We start from the raw sequence: 21370 nt of genomic DNA, 5'->3' as shown, positions 1-21370 counted from the left end.
CGATGTCTCGATCCAGTTCTCCTGCCACCGATATTACCTCCGGCTCGCCGCCGAGTTTGCGCCCTTACCAGACTGAAGCTGTGACGCGTGTGGTCGAACATTTTCGTGCCACCAGCGACCCCGCGGTGGTGGTGTTGCCCACCGGCAGCGGTAAGTCCCTGGTGATCGCCGAGCTGGCGCGCCTGGCCCGCGGTCGGGTACTGGTGCTGGCTCACGTACGTGAGCTGGTCGAGCAGAACCACGCCAAGTATCAAGCCTACGGGCTTGAAGCGGATATCTTCAGCGCCGGGCTCAAGCGCAAGGAGAGCGGGCGCCAGGTGGTGTTCGGCTCAGTGCAGTCGGTAGTGCGCAATCTGGATAATTTCAGCGATGCCGGGTTCAGCCTGCTGGTCATCGACGAGTGCCACCGCGTCTCGCTCGCCAAGGACGCGAGCTATCGCCGGGTAATCGAGCATCTGCGCAAGCACAATCCGCAGCTCAAGATACTCGGCCTCACCGCCACTCCCTACCGCCTGGGGCAAGGGTTCATCTATCACCGCCATACCCACGGCATGGTGCGCGGAGATGAAGACTGCTTCTTTCGTGATTGCGTCTTCGAGCAACCGCTGCGGCTGATGGTCAAGCAGGGCTATCTGGCAAGGCCCGAGCGCATCGATGCCGCCGTGGAGCGTTACGACTTCTCGCGGTTGACGCCCGCCACGACGGGGCTGTTTCGCGAGGAGGAGCTCAATCGGGTGGTCGCGGGCAATCGCGCCACGCCGGGTATCATCGGCGAGATCATCCAACGTAGCGAAAACCGCCAGGGCGTGATGATCTTCGCCGCCTCGGTAGCCCATGCCGAGGAGATCATGGGGTATCTTCCTGCCGGCGTGGCGGCGCTGGTTACCGGCGCCACGCCGTCAGCGGAGCGCGAACGGTTGATCGCCGGCTTCAAGGCCCGCGAAATCAAGTATCTGGTCAATGTGGCGGTGCTGACCACCGGCTTCGACGCGCCCCATGTCGACTTGATCGCGATTTTGCGGCCCACCGAATCGGTCAGCCTCTATCAGCAGATCGTCGGGCGGGGTCTACGTCTTTCATCGGGCAAGACCGACTGCCTGATTCTGGATTACGCCGGCAACCCCTGGGATCTCTACGCCCCGGAGGTCGGCTCGCCCAAGCCGCCCGGCGACAATGAGCCGGTACAGGTGGAGTGTCCGGCATGCGGGCATGCCAATCTCTTCTGGGGCAAGCGCGACGGCGATATCGTCATCGAGCACTTCGGCCGCCGCTGCCAAGGGCTTGTGGCGGCCTCTGGCGACTGTAAAAAGTACCAGTGCGATTTTCGCTTTCGCTTCAAGGTCTGTGGCGATTGCGGGACGGAAAACGATATCGCGGCAAGGCGCTGCCATGGCTGCCAGGTGCTGCTGGTGGATGCCGACGACAAGCTCAAGGACGCCCTGAAACTCAAGGACGCCAAGGTATTGCGCGTCAGCGGCATGCAGCTTGAATCCACCACCAACGGGCGCGGTCTCCCGCGCTTGAAGATCACCTATCACGACGAGGACGGTGCGACGCTGGTGGAGTGGTTCGCCCTCGAAACCGCCGCCCAGCGACGTGCCTTTTACGGCGTCTTCCTGCGTGATCACCTTCGCGCTCCCGGCTTGTCCTGGCAGCCCGCCACGCCCGAGGCGGTGATCGCCGAGCGGCAGCGCCTGCGCCAACCCGATTTCGTCATCGGACGCAAGGTGGGGCGGCACTTCCAGCTGCGCGAGAAGCTGTTCGACTATAGCGGCCGCTATCGCAAGGCCCACGGGGCGGAGTGATCTAGGCGGAGTTTTCCCGTGGCGCATGCGTTTCAAACAGGGCTTCCACGATACGGCATTCGCGAATGCTGCCGCCTCGGCACTGGGAGATCACCGTGCGCAGTTCCTGGGCCAGCGCCTGCAGCGCCGTGATACGGGCTTCAATGCGTTGCAGGTGTTGTGACGCGATGGCATCCACCTGGCGGCATTCGGCGTCGGGGTGCGAGGTCAGGTTCAGCAGTTCATGGATGGTGTGCAGGTCGAGCCCGAGTTCGCGCCCATGGCGAATGAATCCCAGCTGTTCGACCGCATTCGGTGTGTAGTAGCGATAGCCGTTATCGCCCCGCTTGGGTGGCGTCAGCAGGCCGAGCTTTTCGTAGTGGCGTATGGTCTCCACCGAGCAACCGCTGGAACGTGCCACCTCGCCGATCTTGAGCAGTTCCGTCATGTCATTTGACTCTGTAACGATTACAGGGTTTACGCTACCGCCATGGTCGATAAATGACAATGATTGTTAGTGACAATGCTCGTTAGTGACAAAAGCCATTGGAAGCCAAATCGGCACCAGGCCGGGAGACGGTAATGACACTACTCAATGAAATACTTTACGTCGCCCTGACGGCAGCCCCGTGGCTGCTGCTGGGGTTGTGCGTGGCTGGGCTGATCAAGGGGTTCCTCCCCGAGTCGGTACTGACCCGCTGGGTCGGGGGCACCGGCGTGATGGGGATCGTGCGGGCGGCGGTGATCGGAGCGCCCTTGCCATTGTGTTCCTGCGGGGCGATTCCCACCGCCCTGGCCCTGCATCGCAAGGGGGCCGGGCGCGGGCCGACCACGGCGTTTCTGATCGGTACGCCGGGCGTGGGGGTGGATTCCATGGCCATCACCTACGCCCTGCTGGGACCTTTCATGCTGGTGGCTCGCGTGGCGGGAGCTGTGGCCACGGCGATTGCGACGGGCTTGCTGGTGGCAGTGACCGGACGGGACAAGGTCGTTTCGCGCCAGACCCGTGACGAGGGAGGCTGCTGCAGTTCGGGGTGTACGACGTCGAACACTCAACCGGTGGCGCTGACGCCGATGTCACGCCTGCGCGACGGCATGCACTACGCCTTCAACGACGTACTCGATGACATCAGCCTGTGGATTCTGGCGGGACTGCTGGTGGCGGGGGTATTGATGGCCTGGGTACCGCCCGAGACGATCGCCACCCATGGCAGCGGCGTGGGCATCATGCTGCTGATGGCGGTCATCGGAATCCCGCTTTATCTCTGTGCGACCGCGGCCACTCCCGTCGCCGCGGGGATGCTGCTCAGCGGGGTGGCCCCGGGTGCCGTGCTGGTGTTTCTGCTGGCGGGGCCGATCACCAGCATGGCCACGCTGGGAGTGTTGCGCCGTGAACTGGGCAGCCGCGCCCTGGCGGCCTATCTGGTGGGTATCATGGGCATGGCGCTGCTGGTCGGAGCGGTAGTCAACGTCGTGGTGGCCCAATGGGGGCTCGACCTGCCCGAGCAAGTCGGGGTGGTGCAGGAACTGCTGCCGCCGTGGCTGGAATGGACTGCCTTGGTCCTGCTGGTGCTGGTGGCCATCCGCCCGCTACGGCGGATGACGATGCAACGCCTGGCCTAGTCATCAGTCGCGACTGGGCTCCTCGAAGTGGAACTCCAGCTGGTCGTGTTCCAGGCGCGGGTCGAGTTCGGCGAAGTGCGGCGTTTCCATGCTGGGGACCGCCACGAAGGGTTCCTGTTCGACCTCGGGTTCATTGACCCGGCGTTTCAGCAGACGAGCTGTCACGAACAGGCTCAGAGCCAGGGCGGCGCCGCCCAGGAACAACCACAGGCCATCCGGTCCCGCCACCTGCATCACCAGCGAGGCACTGAATGGCCCGATGATCGAGCCGATGCCGTACCAGATCATGATCTTGGCGTTGGCGGCCACCACTTCCCCCGGCTCCAGCCAGTCGTTGGTGTGGGCCAGGCTGAGCGAATAGAGAGTATGCAGCATGGCGGTATGAAAGCACGCCACCACCAGCAGCACCATGAACTCCGTGCGAGCGGCGAAGCTGATCAGGCTGCCCGAGATGACCATGGTTACCGCCATCCACAGGATGACCTTGCGCCGGTCGATACGATCGGAAAGCCTGCCCAGGCCCCACTGGGCGAACAGTGCTACCAGCGTGGTGATGGCCATGAAGCGCGCCGTCTCCCCGGTGCTCAATCCGATCTCCTGGCCGTAGAAGGGGGTCATGGCAAAGAACGCCTGCGCCATCAAGCCGGCGGTGAAGGCCCCTACCAGCCCCACCGGGGCGCGCTGATAGAGCGCCTTGAGACGAATCTTCTGTGGCTGAACGTTGTGATGCTGGCTAGGTCCGTGCATGCGGTAGATCGAAAGCGGCACCAGGGACAGCGCGAACAGTATGCCGACCACCGAGAACAGCGCCGGGCCACTGGGATCGCCGAAGTTGAGCATCCATTGGCCGCCGGCCAGCGACAGGGTGGAAATGATCATGTACAAGCCCAGTACCCGGCCACGGTTTTCGTTGGTGGACTCTCCCGATACCCAGGACTCCATCACCATCAGCATGCCGGCGGTGGCGATACCGCCGAACAGGCGCCAGGCCAGCCAGGCCCAAGGATTGACCCACAGCCCGTGAAGCATTGCCGTCACGGCAAGAAGCCCTGCGCAAGCGGCAAATACGCGAATATGACCGACACTGCGTATGCGTTTTTCCAGCAGGTAGCTGCCGAGAACGAAGCCCAGTGAGAAGCTCGACATCAAGAGCCCGGCCATCTGCGAAGGGAAGCCTTCGAGTGACATGCGTACCCCGAGCAGGGTCATTATCAGACCGTGGCCGAGCAGGAAGCTGATCTCGCAAATGAACAGAATAGGTAGCGTTGCCGGTAGTCGATGCACCCGAACCCTCCATGTATCAGGTGGCCGCCAGGGAAGCCGTTCCCGCAGCCGAAAATTGGCGTGTCTTGTACGGTGTCGCAGGATAGTGGTTCAGCGCCACTTTTTCATCGTTAGGCCCTGTTTTCCCGTTGGCGCCGTGACGGAAACCTTGGAATGATTGAAAACATGGGATAGTGGCCCGAATTTGGTAGACTAGGCGTATTTGCACCGGCATCCGCCGGAAGCATCCAGCAGGAGAGCCGACCCGCGTGAGCGAGACGACAAGCGCCGACCTCACAGTCGACTCCGCCGCCCCGGCCGGGGAGGAGGCGCTGGGTCGCCTGTTCGACGAACCGATCACCCAGTGGCCGGAGGATCTGTACATCCCTCCCGAAGCCCTGCGCGTCTTTCTGGAAACCTTCGAAGGCCCCCTCGACCTGCTGCTGTATCTGATACGGCGTCACAACCTGGATATTCTCTCCATCAATGTGGCCACCATCACCCACCAGTACATCGAATACGTCGAGCTGATGAAGGCGATGGAAATCGAACTGGCTGGTGAGTACCTGTTGATGGCGGCCATGCTGGCGGAAATCAAGTCGCGTACCTTGCTGCCGCGCCCGCCCAAGCCGGGAAGCGAGGAGGAAGAGGAAGATCCACGTGCCGAGCTCATTCGGCGTCTGCAGGAGTACGAGCGACTCAAAGAGGCGGCGGAAGCGCTGGAAACCTTGCCGCGCGCCGGACGTGACTGGTTTGCTGCCCAGGCGGGCCTGCCGCCGCTGGAATCTCGGGTGATCCACCCCCAGGTGGAGCTCGACGAGCTACTGGGCGCGTTGACCGATATCCTCAAGCGCGCCGAGCTGGCCCAGGCGCACCAGATCAGCCGCGAAGTGCTCTCCACGCGTGAACGCATGCTCAAGATCATGGATCAGCTATCCCACGCCCACTACACGCCCTTTGAATCCCTGTTCGCCCTCGAAGAGGGGCGCGCCGGGGTAGTGGTGACGTTCATGGCCATTCTGGAACTGGCGAAGGAAAGCTTGATCGAGATCGTGCAGAATGCGCCCTTGTCGCCGATCCATGTACGCGCGCGCAGCGCAGGGGACGACGAGTCGGTGGCTGAAGAAGACGAAGCAATGGACGGCGGCGAGTCGGCGTTTGCCACCGGTGAGGAGGGAGAATGATGCCAGCGGAGGTCCAGCTCGAGGATATTCTCGAAGCGGCCCTGCTGGCTGCCGGCGAGCCTCTTTCCCTGGAGCGCCTGGAAGTGCTGTTCGAAGCCGCCGAGTGCCCACCGCGACGCGAGCTTCGTCAGGCCCTGGAGCAGCTGCAGACGCGCCATGACGCGGGCGCCCTGGAGTTGCTGGAAACTGCATCCGGCTACCAGCTTCGAATCCGCCCACGGCTCTCGCCGTGGGTGTCGCGGCTGTGGGATGAACGCCCGCAGCGCTACTCCCGCGCCTTGCTGGAAACCTTGGCGCTCATTGCCTATCGCCAACCGGTTACCCGCGGCGATATCGAGGAGGTCCGCGGCGTCAGCGTGAGCAGTTCGATCATGCGCACTTTGATGGAACGCGAATGGATTCGTGTGGTCGGTCATCGGGATGTCCCGGGGCGTCCGGCGGTCTACGCTACCACCCGTACGTTCCTTGATGAATTCGGACTCAAGACGCTGGATGCGCTGCCGCCGATTCATACCCTGCTGGGAGATGCCTTGCCCGAGCAGGAGCAGGGCGCCTTCCTGACGCCAGGAGCCGATGCCCAACCAGGAAGTGACTCACAGGCCGATACGCAATCAGGTAAGCAAGCAACAGAAACAACATCGAAAGAAATAACATCGACAGAAACGCAATCCATACCCCCGACGGCTGAGACAGCCGACACCCAGCACGCCGAGACGGCGTCAAACCCGCCGCTGAGTTTTGCCGAACTCGAGGCAAGGCTGGCGGCCCGCGCCGTGGCCCCTCACGTCGATGACGACGCAAGCGCCCACGCGGACAACCTTGAGACGAGGTCGAACGACCATGAGCAAGACACCTAACCGTGACAAGACACGTAGCAGCGACAAGACACCTAATCGTGACAAGACACGTAGCAGCGACAAGTCGCATGGCAGTCACAAGCCACACAGCAGCAAGTCCACCGCCAAGCCCACCGGCGGCAAGGCGAAGACGGCCAGGGTTGATGCGGCCAAGGCTGACCCTACTGGCGTCCCCAAGGATGATGCGGCGGTCAAGCCCAACAGCAGCGAAAAGCTGCAGAAGGTCCTGGCTCGCGCCGGGCTGGGGTCTCGACGCGAAATGGAGACCGCCATTGCCGATGGCCGCGTCAAGGTCAATAGTCAGGTGGCCAAGCTTGGCGACCGGGTGGAAATGCGCGACAGGGTGAGCTTCGATGAACGCCTGGTCTCGCTACGCGCCGAAAATGACGTGCCGCGCCGGGTGATCATGTACAACAAGCCCGAAGGCGAATTGTGTACGCGCAAGGACCCCGAAGGGCGGCGCACCGTGTTCGAGCGTCTGCCGCGTCTCAAGGGCGAGCGCTGGATCGCCATCGGTCGTCTGGATATCAATACCAGCGGACTGTTGTTGTTCACTACCGATGGCGAGCTGGCCAACCGCCTGATGCACCCCTCGACCCAGGTCGAGCGGGAATACGCCGTCCGCGTGATGGGAGAGGTCAAGAAGGAGCATCTCGTGGCCATGGTCGAGGGCGTCATGCTGGAAGACGGCCCGGCACGCTTTACCGATGTGCAGGAGTTCGGCGGCGAGGGGATCAACACCTGGTTCCACGTGGTCATCCTCGAAGGGCGCAATCGTGAAGTGCGTCGGCTATGGGAGTCCCAGGGACTCACCGTCAGCCGCTTGAAGCGCGTGCGGTATGGCAATATCTTCCTCGACAAGCGGGCCAAGGCGGGTGAATGGGTCGAGCTTTCCCAGGATGAGGTGGACGACCTGGCGGGCCTGTCGGGGCTTGAGTCGCGCAAGGTGCCCGAACTCACCCCCGACGAGAAGAATCGCTGGAGCCGGGACAAGCACAAGCGCCGTCCCGTGCAGGCAATGCGCAAGCCCAAGCGCCATTGAGTCAGCGCTGAAACAGGAAAACAATCAAACAATAAAATAGTAAAAACAGCAAAAAGTCCTTGCTATGACCGGGGCGGATACGTATTATCTGCCCCCGTTCGGAAGGGTCGTTAGCTCAGTTGGTAGAGCAGTTGGCTTTTAACCAATTGGTCGTAGGTTCGAATCCTACACGACCCACCATCCGACACGTTTCTGTAGAAACGTCTGTGTGCGTCACGTGTATACGTTACCAAGTAACGATCACGTCAGGGTCGTTAGCTCAGTTGGTAGAGCAGTTGGCTTTTAACCAATTGGTCGTAGGTTCGAATCCTACACGACCCACCAGATTCAACGCCCCTGGCAGCTTGCTGTCAGGGGCGTTTTGCGTTGCGGCTAAGGGCATAGTCCTGGTGGACGGTCCCGGCGCCACGTAGCGCTTGCACCGAGCAACGAATTCCCACCACAATGGTCCAATGCAAGTGAACGAGATTCAGCGGTGGGCCACGGCGAGAGACGCAACGGCCTGCCGTCTAGCTGCACGCAGCGTGCGGAGCGCATGCCGACGTGCCTGGTGCCATGCAGGGGGAGCCCCTGCCCGTCACAGTGGTAGACACGATGACTATTATGACGACTCAAGCCGAGTTACGTACTCAGCTACCCAGCCCTTATTGTCCCACGCGCATCCCCGCCGAAGACCACGCCCGCGTGGAAGAGATCAAGGGGTTGCTGAAAGCGCATAACGCTGTCCTGGTGGCGCATTACTATACCGATGACGCCATCCAGCAATTGGCTGAGGAGACCGGCGGCTGTGTCGCCGACTCCCTGGAAATGGCGCGTTTCGGCGCTCGCCATGATGCAACCACCCTGGTGGTGGCGGGAGTTCGCTTCATGGGCGAGACCGCCAAGATCCTGTCGCCGGAAAAGCGTGTGTTGATGCCGACCCTGGAAGCGACGTGCTCGCTGGATATCGGCTGTCCGGCAGATGAATTCAGCGCCTTCTGCGATCAGCACCCCGACCGCACCGTGGTGGTCTATGCCAACACCTCGGCAGCGGTCAAGGCGCGTGCCGACTGGGTAGTGACCTCCTCTATCGCAGTGGAAGTGATCGAACACCTGCAGGCAAGAGGCGAGAAGATTCTGTGGGCCCCCGACAAGCACCTGGGCGGCTACATCCAGAAAAAGACCGGCGCCGACATGCTGATGTGGGACGGCGCCTGTATCGTCCACGAGGAGTTCAAGGCCAAAGGTGTGGAAGATCTGAAGCGCCTGTATCCGGACGCAGCGGTACTCGTGCATCCGGAATCGCCCGAGCCTGTGGTCCAGCTTGCCGATGTCGCCGGTTCCACTTCGCAGCTGATCAAGGCGGCCAAGGAGCTTCCTAACGACAAGCTGATCGTGGCGACCGATCGCGGCATCTTCTTCAAGATGCAGCAGGCCGTGCCGGAAAAGACCCTGTTCGAAGCACCCACCGCCGGCAACGGCGCGACCTGCCGCAGTTGCGCGCACTGCCCGTGGATGGCCATGAACGCATTGGATAACCTGGCCGGCGCCCTGCGCGAGGGCAGCGGCGAGATCCATGTCGACGCCGAGCTGCGGCAAGAAGCGCTCAAGCCTCTCGAACGCATGCTGGCTTTCAACGCCTGAGCCCCACCGGCACCTTGCGGTGCCGGTCCTGTTTCATGGGGTGGCTCGCTATTCGAACTTTTTCTATTCGAACTTTACCTATTCGAACTTTTCCATCGTTTCCCGGTAGGTGATGAAGTCCTCGCGGCGCTGCTCGATGCGGCCGAGGGCTTGTTGATCGTTTTGCTGCTGGGCCACGTCCTTGGCGATGGCCAGCTGGTGAATACCACGATCGATGCGACCGGTAAGCTGAAGGTACTCCGCGCGCGCGATATGTCCCCAGGCTTCCTTTCCGCTGCGCCCGGCGGCTTCGGCCCGGAAACTGAACGCCTGGGGATTCTCCGGGTAACGCTGGGTGATATCGCGAAGAACCCGATAAGCCTCATTCGGGTCGTTCTGCAGCAGTGCTTCGGCAAGGAACATCTGGGCCGGAAGATAATCGGGAACCCACCTCAGCAGGCGTCGACTGCGCTCGATGGCTTCGTCATAACGGCGCGCCTTGAGCGCCACTTCGGCGGCGGAGGCGGGCAGCATGGTGAGATCGGGCAGCTCGCGCGCCAACCGGTCGAGTTGTTGCAGGGCGCTATCGGTGCGTCCAGCGCCGGCCTGGGTCAGGGCTTCCAGATAGCGCTTGGCGAACCCGTTGTCGTCGCCGTTTTCGGCAAGCCGGGAGGCGGCCTGCTGGGGGTTACTCTGATGGATGTGGTATAGCGCCCGTGCCCGCAGTAACGAATAATGCGGTTCGTTATCCTGTGTTGCCGAATGGCTGAGCTGAGAGGCACGCGCTTGGGCGTCGCTCAAGCGCGACTCGGAAACCGGGTGGGTGAGCAGGAATTCCGGTGGCGTGCCCCCTTGCAGGCTGGCCATGCGCTGCATGGCACGAAACATCTGTACCATGGATTCGGGGTCGAAGCCGGCGCTGGCCATTGCCTGCAAGCCGACTCGATCCGCCTCTTGCTCGAAGCGCCGCGAATAGGTCAATTGATCCTGGATCAGGGCGGCCTGGGAGCTCACCGCGGCGGCAAGGCCGGCCTGACCGCCACCACTGGCGGCGATCACCATGCCTGCCAGCATGGCGGCCATGGCCGGGAACTGGGTCTGTTCCGCCCGGGCGGTGCCGCGTGCGTAGTGGCGTTGGGAAAGATGGCCCAGCTCGTGAGCCAGGACCGAGACGAAGGCGCCTTCCTCGTCGGCGAAGGCGAACAGCCCGGCGTTGACGCCGATAATGCCGCCCGGCACCGCAAAAGCATTCAGCGAGGGGCTGTCCACCAGCACCACGCTGGTGCGTATATCACCTAACGAGCTGTGGGGTAGCAAGCGGGCTATCAGGGTTTCGATGTAGGCCTGGGTAATGGGATCCTGCCATTCGGGTGCCTGGGCACGAAACTGGCGCAGCCAGGCACGCCCCAGCCGGTGCTCTTCGTCGCCGGCGGCCTGGGTAGCGCTGGTACTCAGGCTGGGAAGGCCGCTTTCGTCGAAGGCGGCAAGGCCGGTGCTGAAAAGCCATAAAGCAAGAGCAATAAAACCGAGGCGGAATCGAGCGGCGTAAAGGCGCAACATGGCCATCCTCATGATGGTGAATACGAAGTCTAGCGTTATGACATTGATTCATCGGCTCAAGTGCCGTTAAATCGCAAAGGTTTCTTTAACCTGGCAAGCGTTGCCTTAGCTGGCATTCTCACGGGAGTATCTATGACTGTGCAACCGACTTCGGGGTCTGTGCAACCGCGTTCTGCAGATGACGGGACCCGGCAACCCGATGCGGTCCTGGATGCCCGTGGGCTGGCGTGTCCCTTGCCACTGCTCAAGGCCAAGCAGGCTCTGAGCCGCCTTGCCCCAGGGCAACTGCTTGAAGTGCAGGCCACTGATGCCGGCTCATGGCGGGATTTCGCCTCGTTTACCCAGCAAAGTCCTCATGAACTCGAAGCCCGCGAGAGGTCCGGCGAGATGTACCATTACTGGATTCGCAAGGGTGGAGATACAACACCATGACCGTGCGTGCGCTATTCAACGGATGGGTGGATCGCTATTTCTCCGATGAGGAGGCGATCATCCTGCTACTGGTTCTAGTGGGTGGTTTCGCCGGCGTGATCCTGTTCGGGCGCATGCTGGCCCCTTTCTTTACCTCGCTGGTGATTGCCTTTCTGCTTCAGGGTGGCGTCAATGCCCTGACCCGGCGCGGCTTGCCCCCTCTGGCGGCGGTGATTGTCGTCTTTCTCGGGTTCTTGAGCGTCCTGCTGGCGCTGGCGCTGATTCTCATGCCGCTGATCTGGAATCAGCTGGTCGGCCTGGTGCAGGAGATGCCTCGCATGTTCGCCAGTGGCCAGCAGTGGCTGGATGAGCTTCAGACGCGTTATCCCAATCTGGTGACACCCGACCAGATGCAGAGCTGGATCGGGGTGGCCAGCCGCGAAATCAGCCAGCTGGGCCAGCGGGCGTTGTCCCTGTCGCTGGCCTCGCTGGGCAATATCCTCGGGCTGATCATCTATCTGGTGCTGGTGCCGATCCTGGTGTTCTTCATGCTCAAGGATCGCCGTACCCTGGTGGGTTTTACGCTCTCGCTCCTGCCCAACAAGCGCGGCTTGATGGTGCGCGTGTGGGATGAAATGGACGCCCAGATCGCCAATTACGTCCGTGGCAAGTTCATCGAGATCATTATCGTCGGTACGGTGAGCTTCATTACCTTCGCCTTTTTCGGCGTTCCCTACTCGGCGTTACTGGCGGTGCTGGTAGGGTTTTCCGTTCTGGTGCCCTACATCGGGGCGGCCGTGGCGACTCTCCCGGTGGCGGCGGTGGCGGGCTTCCATTTCGGCCTCAGCGAGCAGTTCGCCTATGTGTTGGTCGCCTATGGCATCATCCAGGCGCTGGATGGCAACGTGTTGGTGCCGGTTCTGTTTTCGGAAGCGGTCAATCTCCATCCGGTATCGATCATTGTCGCCGTGCTGTTCTTCGGTGGCATCTGGGGCTTCTGGGGAATTTTCTTCGCCATTCCCTTGGCGACGCTGCTCAAGGCGCTGGTCTATGCCTGGCCTCGGGGATTGCAAGGGCGCCAGGAGGCGCTGCATACCGACTCATCCAGCCAAGGCTTTTGACCCCAGGCTAGCCCCGGTGCCTCTACGGCTCAGTGGTCATTCAACGCCTGGGCCGCCTGCAGCACCTCCTGCGCATGGCCCGGGACCTTGACGCCGCGCCACTCCTGCGCCAAACGCCCCTCACTATCGATTAGGAAGGTGCTGCGGACGACGCCCAGGTGCTCCTTGCCGTAGAGTTTCTTGAGCTTGATGACATCGAACATCTTGCAGACCGCCTCATCCTTGTCGGACAGCAGCAGGAAGTTGAAGTCGTGCTTGGCCTTGAAGTTTTCCTGGGCGCGAATACCGTCGCGCGACACACCGACGACCACGGTATTGGCAGCATCGAAGTCCACCTTGCGATCTCGGAAGTCGCCGCCTTCGGTGGTGCAACCCGGCGTATTGGACTTGGGGTAGAAGTAGATCACCACCTGCTTGCCCATGTAATCGGACAGGTTGAAGGTAGTGTCGCCGGTGGCGGGAGCGGAGAAGTCGGGTACGGATTGGCCGATGGTGATGGTCATGAAGATTCCTGATGGCTGTTAAGTCAGGTGTCGATTACACGCAACCGACGCCCGACTGTCAAAGTTGCCGCCGGCAGGCCCGGCGTTGCCCATTGTGGCGGTAATGTCCGGTTGATGCTGTACAGGCTTGAACGGCCTGAGTACCATTTGCGTTCTACATGACGGCAGGGCGTCGTTCGTACGCTGCGCCAGCTTTTTGTCAGCGAGTCTCTGCATAGAGGAATGATTGAATGATCACAGGCAGCATCGTCGCCCTGGCGACGCCGATGAAGGTCAATGGCGACATCGACTGGGAGGCGCTTCGTCGTCTGGTGAACTTTCATCTCGACAACGGTACCGATGCCATCGTCGCTGCCGGTACCACCGGCGAGCCCACGACCATGTCGTTCGCCGAACACTTCGACGTGATTCGCAGCGTGGTGGAGGAGGTCGACGGCCGCATCCCGGTGATCGCCGGCACTGGCGCCAACGCCACTTCCGAGGCGGTGGAGCTTGCCCGCTATGCCGAGGAAGTGGGTGCCGACTACTGCCTTTCGGTCTGCCCCTACTACAACAAGCCGACCCAGGAAGGCCTGTACCAGCATTTCAAGGCGGTGGCCGAGGGCAGCAAGTTACCTGTCATTCTCTACAACGTTCCCGGCCGTACCTGCTCCGATTTGTACAATGAAACCGTGCTACGCTTGGCCGAGGTCGACAACATCATCGGCCTGAAGGATGCCACGGGCAATCTGGAGCGCGCCGAGGATCTGATCTCGCGCCTGAAGGGTAGCGGCTTCATGCTCTACTCCGGCGATGACGCCACGGCATGTGATTTCATGCTGATGGGAGGCCATGGTGACATCTCGGTGACCGCCAATGTCGCGCCCAAGGCCATGCACGACCTGTGTACCGCTGCCATAGCCGGCGATTCCGACAAGGCTCACCAGATCAACACGCGGCTGATGCCTTTGCATACCAACCTAGGCATCGAGGCCAACCCGATCCCGGTGAAGTGGGCCCTGAATCGCATGGGATATGCCGAGGCCGGTATTCGTCTGCCGTTGACCTGGTTGTCGGAAAAATATCACGCCACGGTCAGTGAAGCGCTGCAGCTGGCTGGTGTGGTCGAAGACTAGACCTGCCCGCGGGTAGGCGTTCATGCCGGGATACGTAGCCGGTGACGATCTGTTTAACGAAGGTGGCTTGATGAACTCTGCGCTGAAATGGATGCCGTTGACCCTGGTCGCGGCCATGTCGTTGGCGGGCTGTGCGCGGGATGGTTTTTACCATGACCGTAACCTGGATTACGTGGAGGCGGCACCCGGAGAACCCCTGGTACTGCCGCCGAGCCGAAACGAGAGCCGTTACACCGATGCCATGCCGGTGCCACGGGCGACGCGAACGGCTCCTCGCCGCGATGAACCGTTCGAAGTGCGCGCTCCGCAAACCCTGGCCACCGGCAGCGCCATGCAGCCCGACTACGTCGAGCGTCGGTCGGCGGGCGATCGGCAATGGCTGGTGGTGGCCGAGGAGCCTGGCCGCATCTGGCCCCAACTCGAGCACTTCGCCCGGACTCGACAGCTCGGCGTGCAGTCCAGCAATGCCACCCAAGGCGTCATCGAGACCAACCAGGGCCGCCTGAGCCTGACCAGCGGCCTGCGCGAAGGGAGCAGTGAAATTCGCTGCGAACGCGGCGGCAATACGCTGGCGAACTGTCTTGAGGCTCTCGAAAGTCATCTGAGTGCCCGCAGCGCCGTGGCATCCACCAGCTCGTCATCGCTTTCCGCGCAGCGCCTCAATCGCGAGCAGGCTGTGGAACTGACCCGGGAGGGTGACCGTTGGCAGGTCGACGTGCCGCTGGATATCGATCGCGTCTGGGCGGAGCTGAGCCACTACCTTGCGCTGGACTTCACCCAGGAGGAAGAGCGTGAGCTGCTTGCCGAGTATCCCGAGGAGTACGCGTTCCTGGTCGAGTACAAGACCCTCACCGAGCGCAATCGCAACCCGATCGAGATCGTCTTCAGTCCCGATGTGCGCCAGATGTCGCAACAGATTCGCCTGGAGCTGGAACCGGCGGGGCAGAATCGGACGATCCTGCGGGCGGTCAACGACAGCGAGCGTGCCTTCAGTGCCGATGATCAGCGTGAATTGCTGGAACGGGTGTCCGGTTACCTGCGCTAGATGCGCGTCTCCCTTGGCATTTTGATTTTTTCCCTTTCGGAGCCCCCATGGAAAAGCGTCAAGAACTTTACGCCGGCAAGGCAAAATCCGTCTACACCACCGACGACCCCGATCGGCTGGTGCTTCAGTTTCGCGACGACACCAGCGCCTTCGACGGCAAGAAGAAGGAAGCCCTGGCGCGCAAGGGAATGGTCAATAATATCTTCAATGCCTTCATCATGGAGCGCCTGGAAGACGCCGGCGTTCCCACCCACTTCGAGCAGCGCCTGTCCGATACGGAAAGCCTGGTCAAGAAGATGGACATGATTCCAGTGGAGTGCGTGGTGCGCAATATTGCCGCCGGCGGCCTGGTCAAGCGCCTGGGCGTGGAGGAGGGCAGCGAACTCACGCCGCCGACCTTCGAGTTGTTCCTGAAGAACGACGACAAGGGCGACCCCATGATCAACGAGTCGCTGGCGGAAACGTTCGGCTGGGCAACGTCCGAGCAGTTGGCACAGATGAAGACCCTGACCTACAAGGTCAACGAGATTCTCAAGGCCCTGTTTGCCCATGGCGGTTTGCTGCTGGTCGACTACAAGCTTGAGTTCGGCCTGTTCAAGGGAGAGGTGATCCTGGGCGATGAGTTCTCGCCGGACGGTTGCCGTCTGTGGGATGCCGATACTAGGGAAAAGCTGGACAAGGATCGCTTCCGTCAGGGTCTGGGTGGCGTCATCGAGGCCTACGAGGAAGTGGGGCGGCGCATCGGTATCGAATTTCCCGCCTGAGCTTTACGGGCTGCTACGCCTGGCTCGAAGACGTATTGGTCTCTTGAGCCTAAACGATCGCCACGACCTCGAAGGTCGTGGCGTTTTCGTGATGGTGCGCGCAAAAGCGAACGTCCACGTCGCGCAGCCGTACACCATAGACTCGTGCGTCACCCGTCTTGCGCTTCCTGTCATGATAGGCGGGGCGCGGGTCCTGTCTCAGTACTTGGATAATCAATGCCCGCAGGGATTCGTTGTCCGAGCGTACCGCCAGGGTAGCTTCCGCTTCGGCCGAAAAACACACCGGCAGCTGTGTCGGCGCTTCGGGGGCGAAGCCCGCCCGCGCCTCGGGTCGTGATTCGGCCCAGGGCAGGTAGGGTTTGATATCCACTACCGGCGTGCCGCTGACCAGGTCACATCCGCGCAACACCAGACGTACCCCCTGGCGGGTATCGATATCGACCAGCTCAACAAGGGAGAGGCCGAGGCGATTGGGGCGGTGGGTGCTGCGGCTGGCGAAGACGCCTACCTTGGCGTTGCCACCCAGGCGTGGCGGGCGCACCAGCGGCGTCCAGCGCTCGGGGCTCTGATGGAAAATGAAACTCAGCCACAAGTGACTGAAGGCCTCGAGCCCGCGAACACTCAAGGGGTCGTTGTAAGGCGGGGCCAGTACCAGCGTGGCACGGGCGTCGAGAGCCAGACCGGGTTGCCGGGGAATACCGAACTTGTCCGGGTAATCGCTTTCGATCACGCCGATGGCATCAAGCGCAAATGAGTGGCTGGACGCCATGGAAAGTGCCTCGTGATGAATGCGCAATACGCCGTTGCTTCCCGTCTGGCAAACGGGTGTTCAGTTGGCGCGGGTTTCGATAATTCGCAGGGACAGATCGATGGCCTTGACGTCCTTGGTCAGTGCACCGCTGGAAATGCAGTCGACGCCGGTGGCGGCGATGGCCTCCAACGTGGAAGCATCGACGTTGCCCGACGCCTCCAGAGTGGCGCGCCCTTGAGTTCGCTTGACCGCGTCGCGCAGCTGCTCCAGCGAAAAATTATCCAGCATGATGATATCGGCACCGGCGGCCAGAGCCTGGTCCAGCTCGTCAAGGCTTTCCACTTCAACCTCGACCGGAGCCTCCGGTTTGATCTCGCGTGCCTGCTTGACCGCGGCGTCTATCCCGCCACAGGCGGCGATATGGTTCTCCTTGATCAGAAAGGCGTCCCACAAGCCGAACCGATGGTTGTGGCCGCCGCCGCAGCTGACGGCATATTTCTGAGCCAGGCGCATTCCCGGCAGAGTCTTGCGGGTGTCCAGCAGGCGCACGCCGCTGGCCTCGATCAGTTCCACGTAGGCGCGTGTCGACGTGGCCGTGGCAGAGAGGGTCTGCAGCAGGTTGAGCGCCGCGCGCTCTCCGGTCAACAGGCTACGTGCCGGACCTTCCAGTTCGAGAAAGGTCTGTCCGGCTTGCAGCTGTTCACCGTCGAACGCCAGCCAGTGAAGGCCGACACGACTATCCAATTGGCGAAACAGTTCGTCCACCCAGGCGCTGCCGCACAGTACCGCGGCCTCGCGAGTGACCACGCGGGCCTTGGCCCATTGATCGACGGGAATCAGTTCGGCGGTGATGTCGCCGGTACCGATGTCCTCTGCTAACAAGCGGGCAGCGCTGGAGCGTATCTCTTCGGCCAACGCATCTTGGTAGTTCCTGGGGCCGTGTGTGAGACTGTGCTTGAGATCGTGCATGAGGTGCCTTTGCGCAAGGGAAGTGGCGTATGGTGGGGCATTATAGAAAAACTCACGGCATGACGTCAGGGGGCAGGGTGGGTAATCCGCAACAAACATTCGAGCAGGGGTGGTGGCGCCAGGCGCGACGGGTGGTGTCGCCCAATTGTGATTCGCGACCCGAGGATGAAGTATCGCTATTGCTGCTGCACGCCATCAGCCTGCCTCCGGGGCGGTTCTGCGGCGATGCCATCGAAGCCTTGTTCACCAATAACCTGGAGCCGCACGGGCACCCGTACTTTGCCGCTATCGCCCATCTGCGGGTGTCGGCGCATCTGCTGATTCGTCGCGACGGCGAGTGCGTGCAGTTCGTGCCGTTCGGTCAGCGTGCCTGGCATGCGGGTCGCTCGCGCTGGTTCGACTCGCAGCGCAGGCAATGGCGGCGTGCGCTTAACGATTTCGCTATCGGAATCGAACTTGAGGGCGATGACGAAACGCCGTTCTCTCAGGCTCAGTATGCGTCTTTGAGTCGCATCACCCGACTGCTGCTGAACGTCTATCCGTCTCTCGATGAGACGCGTATCACCAGCCACGCGCGTGTGGCTCCGCTGCGCAAGACAGACCCCGGGCCGGCCTTCGACTGGGCTTATTATCGACAACAGCTGACGCTCACTGAATAAAAACCGCAAGTTACGTTCAATAACCGATAAAACGGTAGTTTGACTACAAGATCGGCCCGCTGCGCTGATCGATTGCCATCAATAGGGGAAGCTCATTCCAAGGTCTAATGTTGCGGTGCAATATGCTGTTTTGGATAGGCTTTTCAGTGAGCTATGATTGGCAGAAAGTCGCCTTTTGGGGTATCTTCTCGCTATATGGTGCCGTCATTTTCAAACATTTATGTAGCTTTACTACATTCGAGGAGAACTATCTCCTTGAATCCAGGGTTAAAACCCAATCGATCACAGCGAAGCGCTGGTGATCAAGAGGGACCCTGACGGATCTTCGGTCTGTGGCGAGCTTATTGCCGCAGACGCCATGGGCCCCTGAATTGGCGGGGTCATTGTCATTTATCGTCATTCGGAGAGACCTCTATGAGTCTGGAGCCAAGAGAAGATCTCGATCCGGTCGAAACCACGGAGTGGCTGGAATCCCTGGAATCGGTACTGGATCGTGAGGGTGAAGACCGCGCCCGCTACCTGATGACCCGCCTGGCGGATCGCCTGCGTCGGGACGGGATGAGAGTGCCCTTCTCGGTGACGACCCCGCACCGTAACACCATCCCTGTACATCGGGAGTCGCCGATGCCGGGGGATCTGTTCATGGAGCGGCGTATTCGCTCCTTGATTCGCTACAACGCCATCGCCCAGGTGATCCGCAACAACCGGGCCAATCCGGGGCTGGGCGGCCATATCGCCAGCTTCATGTCGGCGGCGACGCTGTACGACGTGGGCTTCAACCATTTCTTCCGCGCTCCCAACGGTGATTTCGAAGGCGATCTGGTCTATATCCAGGGCCATGTGGCGCCGGGTATCTACGCTCGTGCCTACCTGGAAGGCCGCCTGTCCGAAGCGCAGATGGACAAGTTCCGCCAGGAAGTCGACGGCGACGGCCTGTCTTCCTATCCGCACCCTTGGTTGATGCCCGATTTCTGGCAGTTCCCCACCGTCTCCATGGGCCTTGGGCCGATCCAGGCGATCTACCAGGCTCACGTGATGAAGTATCTGCATTCGCGTGAAATGAAGGACATGAAGGATCGCAAGATCTGGTGCTTCATGGGCGACGGCGAGTGCGACGAGCCGGAATCTTTGGGTGCCATTTCCCTGGCCGGCCGTGAGAACCTCGACAACCTGATCTTCGTCATCAACTGCAACCTTCAGCGTCTCGACGGCCCGGTACGCGGTAACTCGCGGGTCATGGACGAGTTCGAAGGAGTCTTCCGCGGCGCCGGCTGGAATGTGGTCAAGGTGGTCTGGGGACGCCACTGGGATCCGCTGTTCGAGAAGGACAGCAAGGGGATTCTGCAAAAGCGCATGGACGAAGCGGTCGATGGCGAATACCAGAACTACAAGGCCAACGGCGGCGCCTATACTCGCGAGCACTTCTTCGGCAAGTACCCGGAAACCGAGGAGATGGTCAAGGACCTCTCCGACGAGGATATCTGGAAGCTCAACCGTGGCGGTCACGATCCGTTCAAGGTCTATGCGGCCTACGACGAGGCGGTCAACAACGCCAATGGCAAGCCGACGGTAATCCTGGCGCATACCATCAAGGGTTACGGCATGGGCAGCGGCGATGGCGAAGCGGCCAACGAAGCTCACCAGGTCAAGAGCATGGAATACGAGGCGCTGAAGAAATTCCGCGATCGCTTCGGTATTCCCCTCTCCGACGAACAGCTCAAGGAAGTGCCGTACTACAAGCCGGAGGACGACTCCCCCGAGCTCAAGTACATGCACCTGCAGCGCGAGCGCCTGGGCGGCTACCTACCGAGCCGTCGCAGCGACTTCGAGGCCCTGGAAATCCCCGGCCTCGACGACAAGATATTCGCCTCCCAGACCGGTGGCTCCAAGGGCCGTGAAGTCTCCACCACCATGGCCTTCGTACGTATCCTCAACGGTCTGGTGAAGGACAAGAAGCTGGGCAAGCAGGTGGTGCCGATCATTCCCGATGAGGCGCGCACCTTCGGCATGGAGGGCATGTTCCGCCAGTTGGGTATCTATACCTCCGAAGGGCAGAAGTACGAGCCGGTCGACAAGGGTCAGATCATGTTCTATCGCGAGGATCAGAAAGGCCAGATCCTCGAGGAAGGTATCACCGAGGCCGGCGCCATGTCGGCGTGGATGGCCGCGGCGACCTCCTATAGCAACAACAATCTGACCCTGTTGCCGTTCTACGTCTACTACTCGATGTTCGGCTTCCAGCGTATCGGCGATCTGGCCTGGGCGGCTGGCGACCTGCAGGCTCGCGGCTTCATGGTCGGGGGTACCGCCGGGCGCACCACGCTCAACGGCGAAGGGCTGCAGCACCAGGATGGCCACAGCCTGATCCAGGCTTCCACCATTCCCAACTGCAGAAGCTATGACCCCACCTACGGCCACGAAGTGGCGGTCATCGTTCAGGATGGCTTGAAGCGCATGTTCCAGGACAAGGAAAACTGCTTCTACTATCTGACGGTGATGAACGAGAACTACGAACATCCCGCCATGGACGAAGTGCCCGCGGCGGATATCGTCAAGGGCATGTACCTGCTGCGCGAAACCCAGGGCGACAAGGGTCGCGTACAGCTGATGGGCTCCGGCACCATCCTGCGCGAAGTCGAGATCGCCGCCGAACTGCTGCGTGACGAGTGGGGCATTGGAGCCGATATCTGGAGCGTTCCCAGCTTCAACGAGCTGCGCCGCGAAGCGCTGCTGCTCGAGCGCGAGGCATTCCTCAATCCGGATGACGAGCCGGCAAAGCCGCACGTTACCCGGTGCCTGGAAGGACGCGAGGGCCCCGTGGTGGCCTCGACCGACTACATGAAACTCTACGCCGACCAAGTGCGCGCCTGGGTGCCGAGCGACTACTATGTATTAGGCACTGACGGGTTTGGTCGTTCCGATACCCGCGAAAAGCTGCGTTACTTCTTCGAAGTGGACCGGTACTTCGTGGTGGTGGCCGCGCTCAAGGCCTTGGCGGATCGCGGCGAGATCAAACGTACGCTGGTAGGGGAGGCGCTGAAGAAATACGGCATCGACCCCAACAAGCCTAACCCGCTGACCAGCTGATCCGATGACCCGGTGGGGTTCCCACCGGTT

The 21370-nt window shown here is 61.4% G+C and carries 19 protein-coding genes and 2 tRNA genes; 15 read left to right on the top strand and 6 right to left on the bottom strand.

Features of this window, described 5'->3' with window-relative positions; all coding sequences use genetic code 11:
* The first annotated feature begins 2 nt into the window (after positions 1 to 2).
* On the top strand, positions 3 to 1805 hold the full coding sequence (locus R5M92_RS12360) for a DEAD/DEAH box helicase (RefSeq protein WP_346796246.1): 1803 nt from the start codon (positions 3 to 5) through the stop codon (positions 1803 to 1805).
* Position 1806: 1 nt separating this feature from the next.
* On the opposite strand, the gene R5M92_RS12355 is transcribed toward R5M92_RS12360, so the two are convergent.
* The gene (locus R5M92_RS12355; protein ID WP_346796245.1) at positions 1807 to 2232 is read right to left on the bottom strand and encodes a helix-turn-helix domain-containing protein; all 426 of its coding nucleotides are present in this window, start codon (positions 2230 to 2232) and stop codon (positions 1807 to 1809) included.
* 134 nt (positions 2233 to 2366) lie between these two features.
* Between R5M92_RS12355 and R5M92_RS12350 the strand changes: the two genes are divergently transcribed.
* Positions 2367 to 3407, top strand: a complete 1041-nt coding sequence (locus R5M92_RS12350; RefSeq protein ID WP_346796244.1) for an SO_0444 family Cu/Zn efflux transporter — start codon at positions 2367 to 2369, stop codon at positions 3405 to 3407.
* A gap of 3 nt (positions 3408 to 3410) precedes the next feature.
* Here R5M92_RS12350 and R5M92_RS12345 read toward each other — a convergent pair whose 3' ends face one another.
* Positions 3411 to 4691 carry an MFS transporter gene (locus tag R5M92_RS12345; protein ID WP_346796243.1) on the bottom strand — a complete coding sequence of 427 codons (1281 nt, stop codon included), beginning with the start codon at positions 4689 to 4691 and terminating at the stop codon, positions 3411 to 3413.
* A gap of 248 nt (positions 4692 to 4939) precedes the next feature.
* On the opposite strand from R5M92_RS12345, the gene R5M92_RS12340 reads away from it, so the two are divergent.
* From R5M92_RS12340 to nadA, 6 genes are all read left to right on the top strand, one after another.
* Positions 4940 to 5854 carry a segregation and condensation protein A gene (locus R5M92_RS12340; RefSeq protein WP_417338854.1) on the top strand — a complete coding sequence of 305 codons (915 nt, stop codon included), beginning with the start codon at positions 4940 to 4942 and terminating at the stop codon, positions 5852 to 5854.
* Positions 5851 to 6711 carry an SMC-Scp complex subunit ScpB gene (gene scpB / locus R5M92_RS12335; RefSeq protein WP_346796242.1) on the top strand — a complete coding sequence of 287 codons (861 nt, stop codon included), beginning with the start codon at positions 5851 to 5853 and terminating at the stop codon, positions 6709 to 6711. The genes R5M92_RS12340 and scpB overlap by 4 nt, the downstream gene beginning before the upstream one ends.
* A complete protein-coding gene (gene rluB, locus R5M92_RS12330) occupies positions 6695 to 7753 on the top strand; it encodes a 23S rRNA pseudouridine(2605) synthase RluB (protein ID WP_346796241.1) in 1059 nt (352 codons plus the stop codon). Before scpB ends, rluB begins: the two co-directional genes overlap by 17 nt.
* 104 nt (positions 7754 to 7857) lie before the next feature.
* Positions 7858 to 7933, top strand: a tRNA-Lys gene (locus R5M92_RS12325).
* A gap of 68 nt (positions 7934 to 8001) precedes the next feature.
* Positions 8002 to 8077: transfer RNA gene (locus R5M92_RS12320), tRNA-Lys, on the top strand.
* Positions 8078 to 8347: 270 nt separating this feature from the next.
* Positions 8348 to 9376 carry a quinolinate synthase NadA gene (nadA, locus tag R5M92_RS12315; protein ID WP_346796240.1) on the top strand — a complete coding sequence of 343 codons (1029 nt, stop codon included), beginning with the start codon at positions 8348 to 8350 and terminating at the stop codon, positions 9374 to 9376.
* A 78-nt stretch (positions 9377 to 9454) separates the two neighbouring features.
* Here the strand turns inward: nadA and R5M92_RS12310 are convergent, their stop codons facing one another.
* The gene (locus R5M92_RS12310) at positions 9455 to 10915 is read right to left on the bottom strand and encodes a M48 family metalloprotease (protein WP_346796239.1); all 1461 of its coding nucleotides are present in this window, start codon (positions 10913 to 10915) and stop codon (positions 9455 to 9457) included.
* 132 nt (positions 10916 to 11047) lie between these two features.
* On the opposite strand from R5M92_RS12310, the gene R5M92_RS12305 reads away from it, so the two are divergent.
* Positions 11048 to 11347, top strand: coding sequence for a sulfurtransferase TusA family protein (locus R5M92_RS12305; RefSeq protein ID WP_346796238.1), 300 nt, complete (start codon positions 11048 to 11050; stop codon positions 11345 to 11347).
* The gene (locus R5M92_RS12300; RefSeq protein WP_346796237.1) at positions 11344 to 12447 is read left to right on the top strand and encodes an AI-2E family transporter; all 1104 of its coding nucleotides are present in this window, start codon (positions 11344 to 11346) and stop codon (positions 12445 to 12447) included. Before R5M92_RS12305 ends, R5M92_RS12300 begins: the two co-directional genes overlap by 4 nt.
* Before the next feature lie 29 nt (positions 12448 to 12476).
* On the opposite strand, the gene R5M92_RS12295 is transcribed toward R5M92_RS12300, so the two are convergent.
* Positions 12477 to 12950, bottom strand: coding sequence for a peroxiredoxin (locus tag R5M92_RS12295; RefSeq protein WP_346796236.1), 474 nt, complete (start codon positions 12948 to 12950; stop codon positions 12477 to 12479).
* A gap of 230 nt (positions 12951 to 13180) precedes the next feature.
* Here R5M92_RS12295 and dapA point away from each other — a divergent pair, with 230 nt between their 5' ends.
* Genes dapA through purC form a run of 3 tightly spaced genes read left to right on the top strand, consistent with a single transcriptional unit; the run spans position 13181 to position 15874 of the window.
* The gene (gene dapA / locus R5M92_RS12290) at positions 13181 to 14065 is read left to right on the top strand and encodes a 4-hydroxy-tetrahydrodipicolinate synthase (protein WP_346796235.1); all 885 of its coding nucleotides are present in this window, start codon (positions 13181 to 13183) and stop codon (positions 14063 to 14065) included.
* Positions 14066 to 14087: 22 nt separating this feature from the next.
* A complete protein-coding gene (locus tag R5M92_RS12285) occupies positions 14088 to 15110 on the top strand; it encodes a lipoprotein, NlpB (protein WP_346796234.1) in 1023 nt (340 codons plus the stop codon).
* Between the two features lie 47 nt (positions 15111 to 15157).
* Positions 15158 to 15874 (top strand): phosphoribosylaminoimidazolesuccinocarboxamide synthase, encoded by a 717-nt coding sequence (purC, locus tag R5M92_RS12280; RefSeq protein WP_346796233.1) that lies wholly within the window; start codon positions 15158 to 15160, stop codon positions 15872 to 15874.
* A 49-nt stretch (positions 15875 to 15923) separates the two neighbouring features.
* Here purC and tsaA read toward each other — a convergent pair whose 3' ends face one another.
* A complete protein-coding gene (gene tsaA / locus R5M92_RS12275) occupies positions 15924 to 16643 on the bottom strand; it encodes a tRNA (N6-threonylcarbamoyladenosine(37)-N6)-methyltransferase TrmO (RefSeq protein WP_346796232.1) in 720 nt (239 codons plus the stop codon).
* A gap of 60 nt (positions 16644 to 16703) precedes the next feature.
* Entirely contained in the window at positions 16704 to 17594 is an 891-nt protein-coding gene (nadC, locus tag R5M92_RS12270) for a carboxylating nicotinate-nucleotide diphosphorylase (protein ID WP_346796231.1), read from the bottom strand.
* A gap of 59 nt (positions 17595 to 17653) precedes the next feature.
* Here nadC and ampD point away from each other — a divergent pair, with 59 nt between their 5' ends.
* Together ampD and aceE are read left to right on the top strand one after the other, a co-directional pair.
* A complete protein-coding gene (ampD, locus tag R5M92_RS12265; RefSeq protein ID WP_346796230.1) occupies positions 17654 to 18253 on the top strand; it encodes a 1,6-anhydro-N-acetylmuramyl-L-alanine amidase AmpD in 600 nt (199 codons plus the stop codon).
* A gap of 414 nt (positions 18254 to 18667) precedes the next feature.
* A complete protein-coding gene (aceE, locus tag R5M92_RS12260) occupies positions 18668 to 21340 on the top strand; it encodes a pyruvate dehydrogenase (acetyl-transferring), homodimeric type (RefSeq protein ID WP_346796229.1) in 2673 nt (890 codons plus the stop codon).
* Positions 21341 to 21370: the final 30 nt, after the last annotated feature.

Source organism: Halomonas sp. Bachu 37 (assembly GCF_039691755.1).
GTDB classification, from domain to species: Bacteria; Pseudomonadota; Gammaproteobacteria; order Pseudomonadales; family Halomonadaceae; genus Vreelandella; species Vreelandella kashgarensis.
This window is presented reverse-complemented; position numbering and strand designations above follow the sequence as displayed.

What these genes read in the sequence shown, in the direction of transcription:
- R5M92_RS12360 (WP_346796246.1), top strand. Translation starts at nt 3, where the DNA reads ATGTCTCGATCCAGTTCTCCTGCCACCGATATTACCTCCGGCTCGCCG.
- R5M92_RS12355 (WP_346796245.1), bottom strand. Translation starts at nt 2,232, where the DNA reads ATGACGGAACTGCTCAAGATCGGCGAGGTGGCACGTTCCAGCGGTTGC.
- R5M92_RS12350 (WP_346796244.1), top strand. Translation starts at nt 2,367, where the DNA reads ATGACACTACTCAATGAAATACTTTACGTCGCCCTGACGGCAGCCCCG.
- scpB (WP_346796242.1), top strand. Translation starts at nt 5,851, where the DNA reads ATGATGCCAGCGGAGGTCCAGCTCGAGGATATTCTCGAAGCGGCCCTG.
- rluB (WP_346796241.1), top strand. Translation starts at nt 6,695, where the DNA reads ATGAGCAAGACACCTAACCGTGACAAGACACGTAGCAGCGACAAGACA.
- nadA (WP_346796240.1), top strand. Translation starts at nt 8,348, where the DNA reads ATGACTATTATGACGACTCAAGCCGAGTTACGTACTCAGCTACCCAGC.
- R5M92_RS12310 (WP_346796239.1), bottom strand. Translation starts at nt 10,915, where the DNA reads ATGTTGCGCCTTTACGCCGCTCGATTCCGCCTCGGTTTTATTGCTCTT.
- R5M92_RS12305 (WP_346796238.1), top strand. Translation starts at nt 11,048, where the DNA reads ATGACTGTGCAACCGACTTCGGGGTCTGTGCAACCGCGTTCTGCAGAT.
- R5M92_RS12300 (WP_346796237.1), top strand. Translation starts at nt 11,344, where the DNA reads ATGACCGTGCGTGCGCTATTCAACGGATGGGTGGATCGCTATTTCTCC.
- R5M92_RS12295 (WP_346796236.1), bottom strand. Translation starts at nt 12,950, where the DNA reads ATGACCATCACCATCGGCCAATCCGTACCCGACTTCTCCGCTCCCGCC.
- dapA (WP_346796235.1), top strand. Translation starts at nt 13,181, where the DNA reads ATGATCACAGGCAGCATCGTCGCCCTGGCGACGCCGATGAAGGTCAAT.
- R5M92_RS12285 (WP_346796234.1), top strand. Translation starts at nt 14,088, where the DNA reads ATGCCGGGATACGTAGCCGGTGACGATCTGTTTAACGAAGGTGGCTTG.
- purC (WP_346796233.1), top strand. Translation starts at nt 15,158, where the DNA reads ATGGAAAAGCGTCAAGAACTTTACGCCGGCAAGGCAAAATCCGTCTAC.
- tsaA (WP_346796232.1), bottom strand. Translation starts at nt 16,643, where the DNA reads ATGGCGTCCAGCCACTCATTTGCGCTTGATGCCATCGGCGTGATCGAA.
- nadC (WP_346796231.1), bottom strand. Translation starts at nt 17,594, where the DNA reads ATGCACGATCTCAAGCACAGTCTCACACACGGCCCCAGGAACTACCAA.
- ampD (WP_346796230.1), top strand. Translation starts at nt 17,654, where the DNA reads ATGACGTCAGGGGGCAGGGTGGGTAATCCGCAACAAACATTCGAGCAG.
- aceE (WP_346796229.1), top strand. Translation starts at nt 18,668, where the DNA reads ATGAGTCTGGAGCCAAGAGAAGATCTCGATCCGGTCGAAACCACGGAG.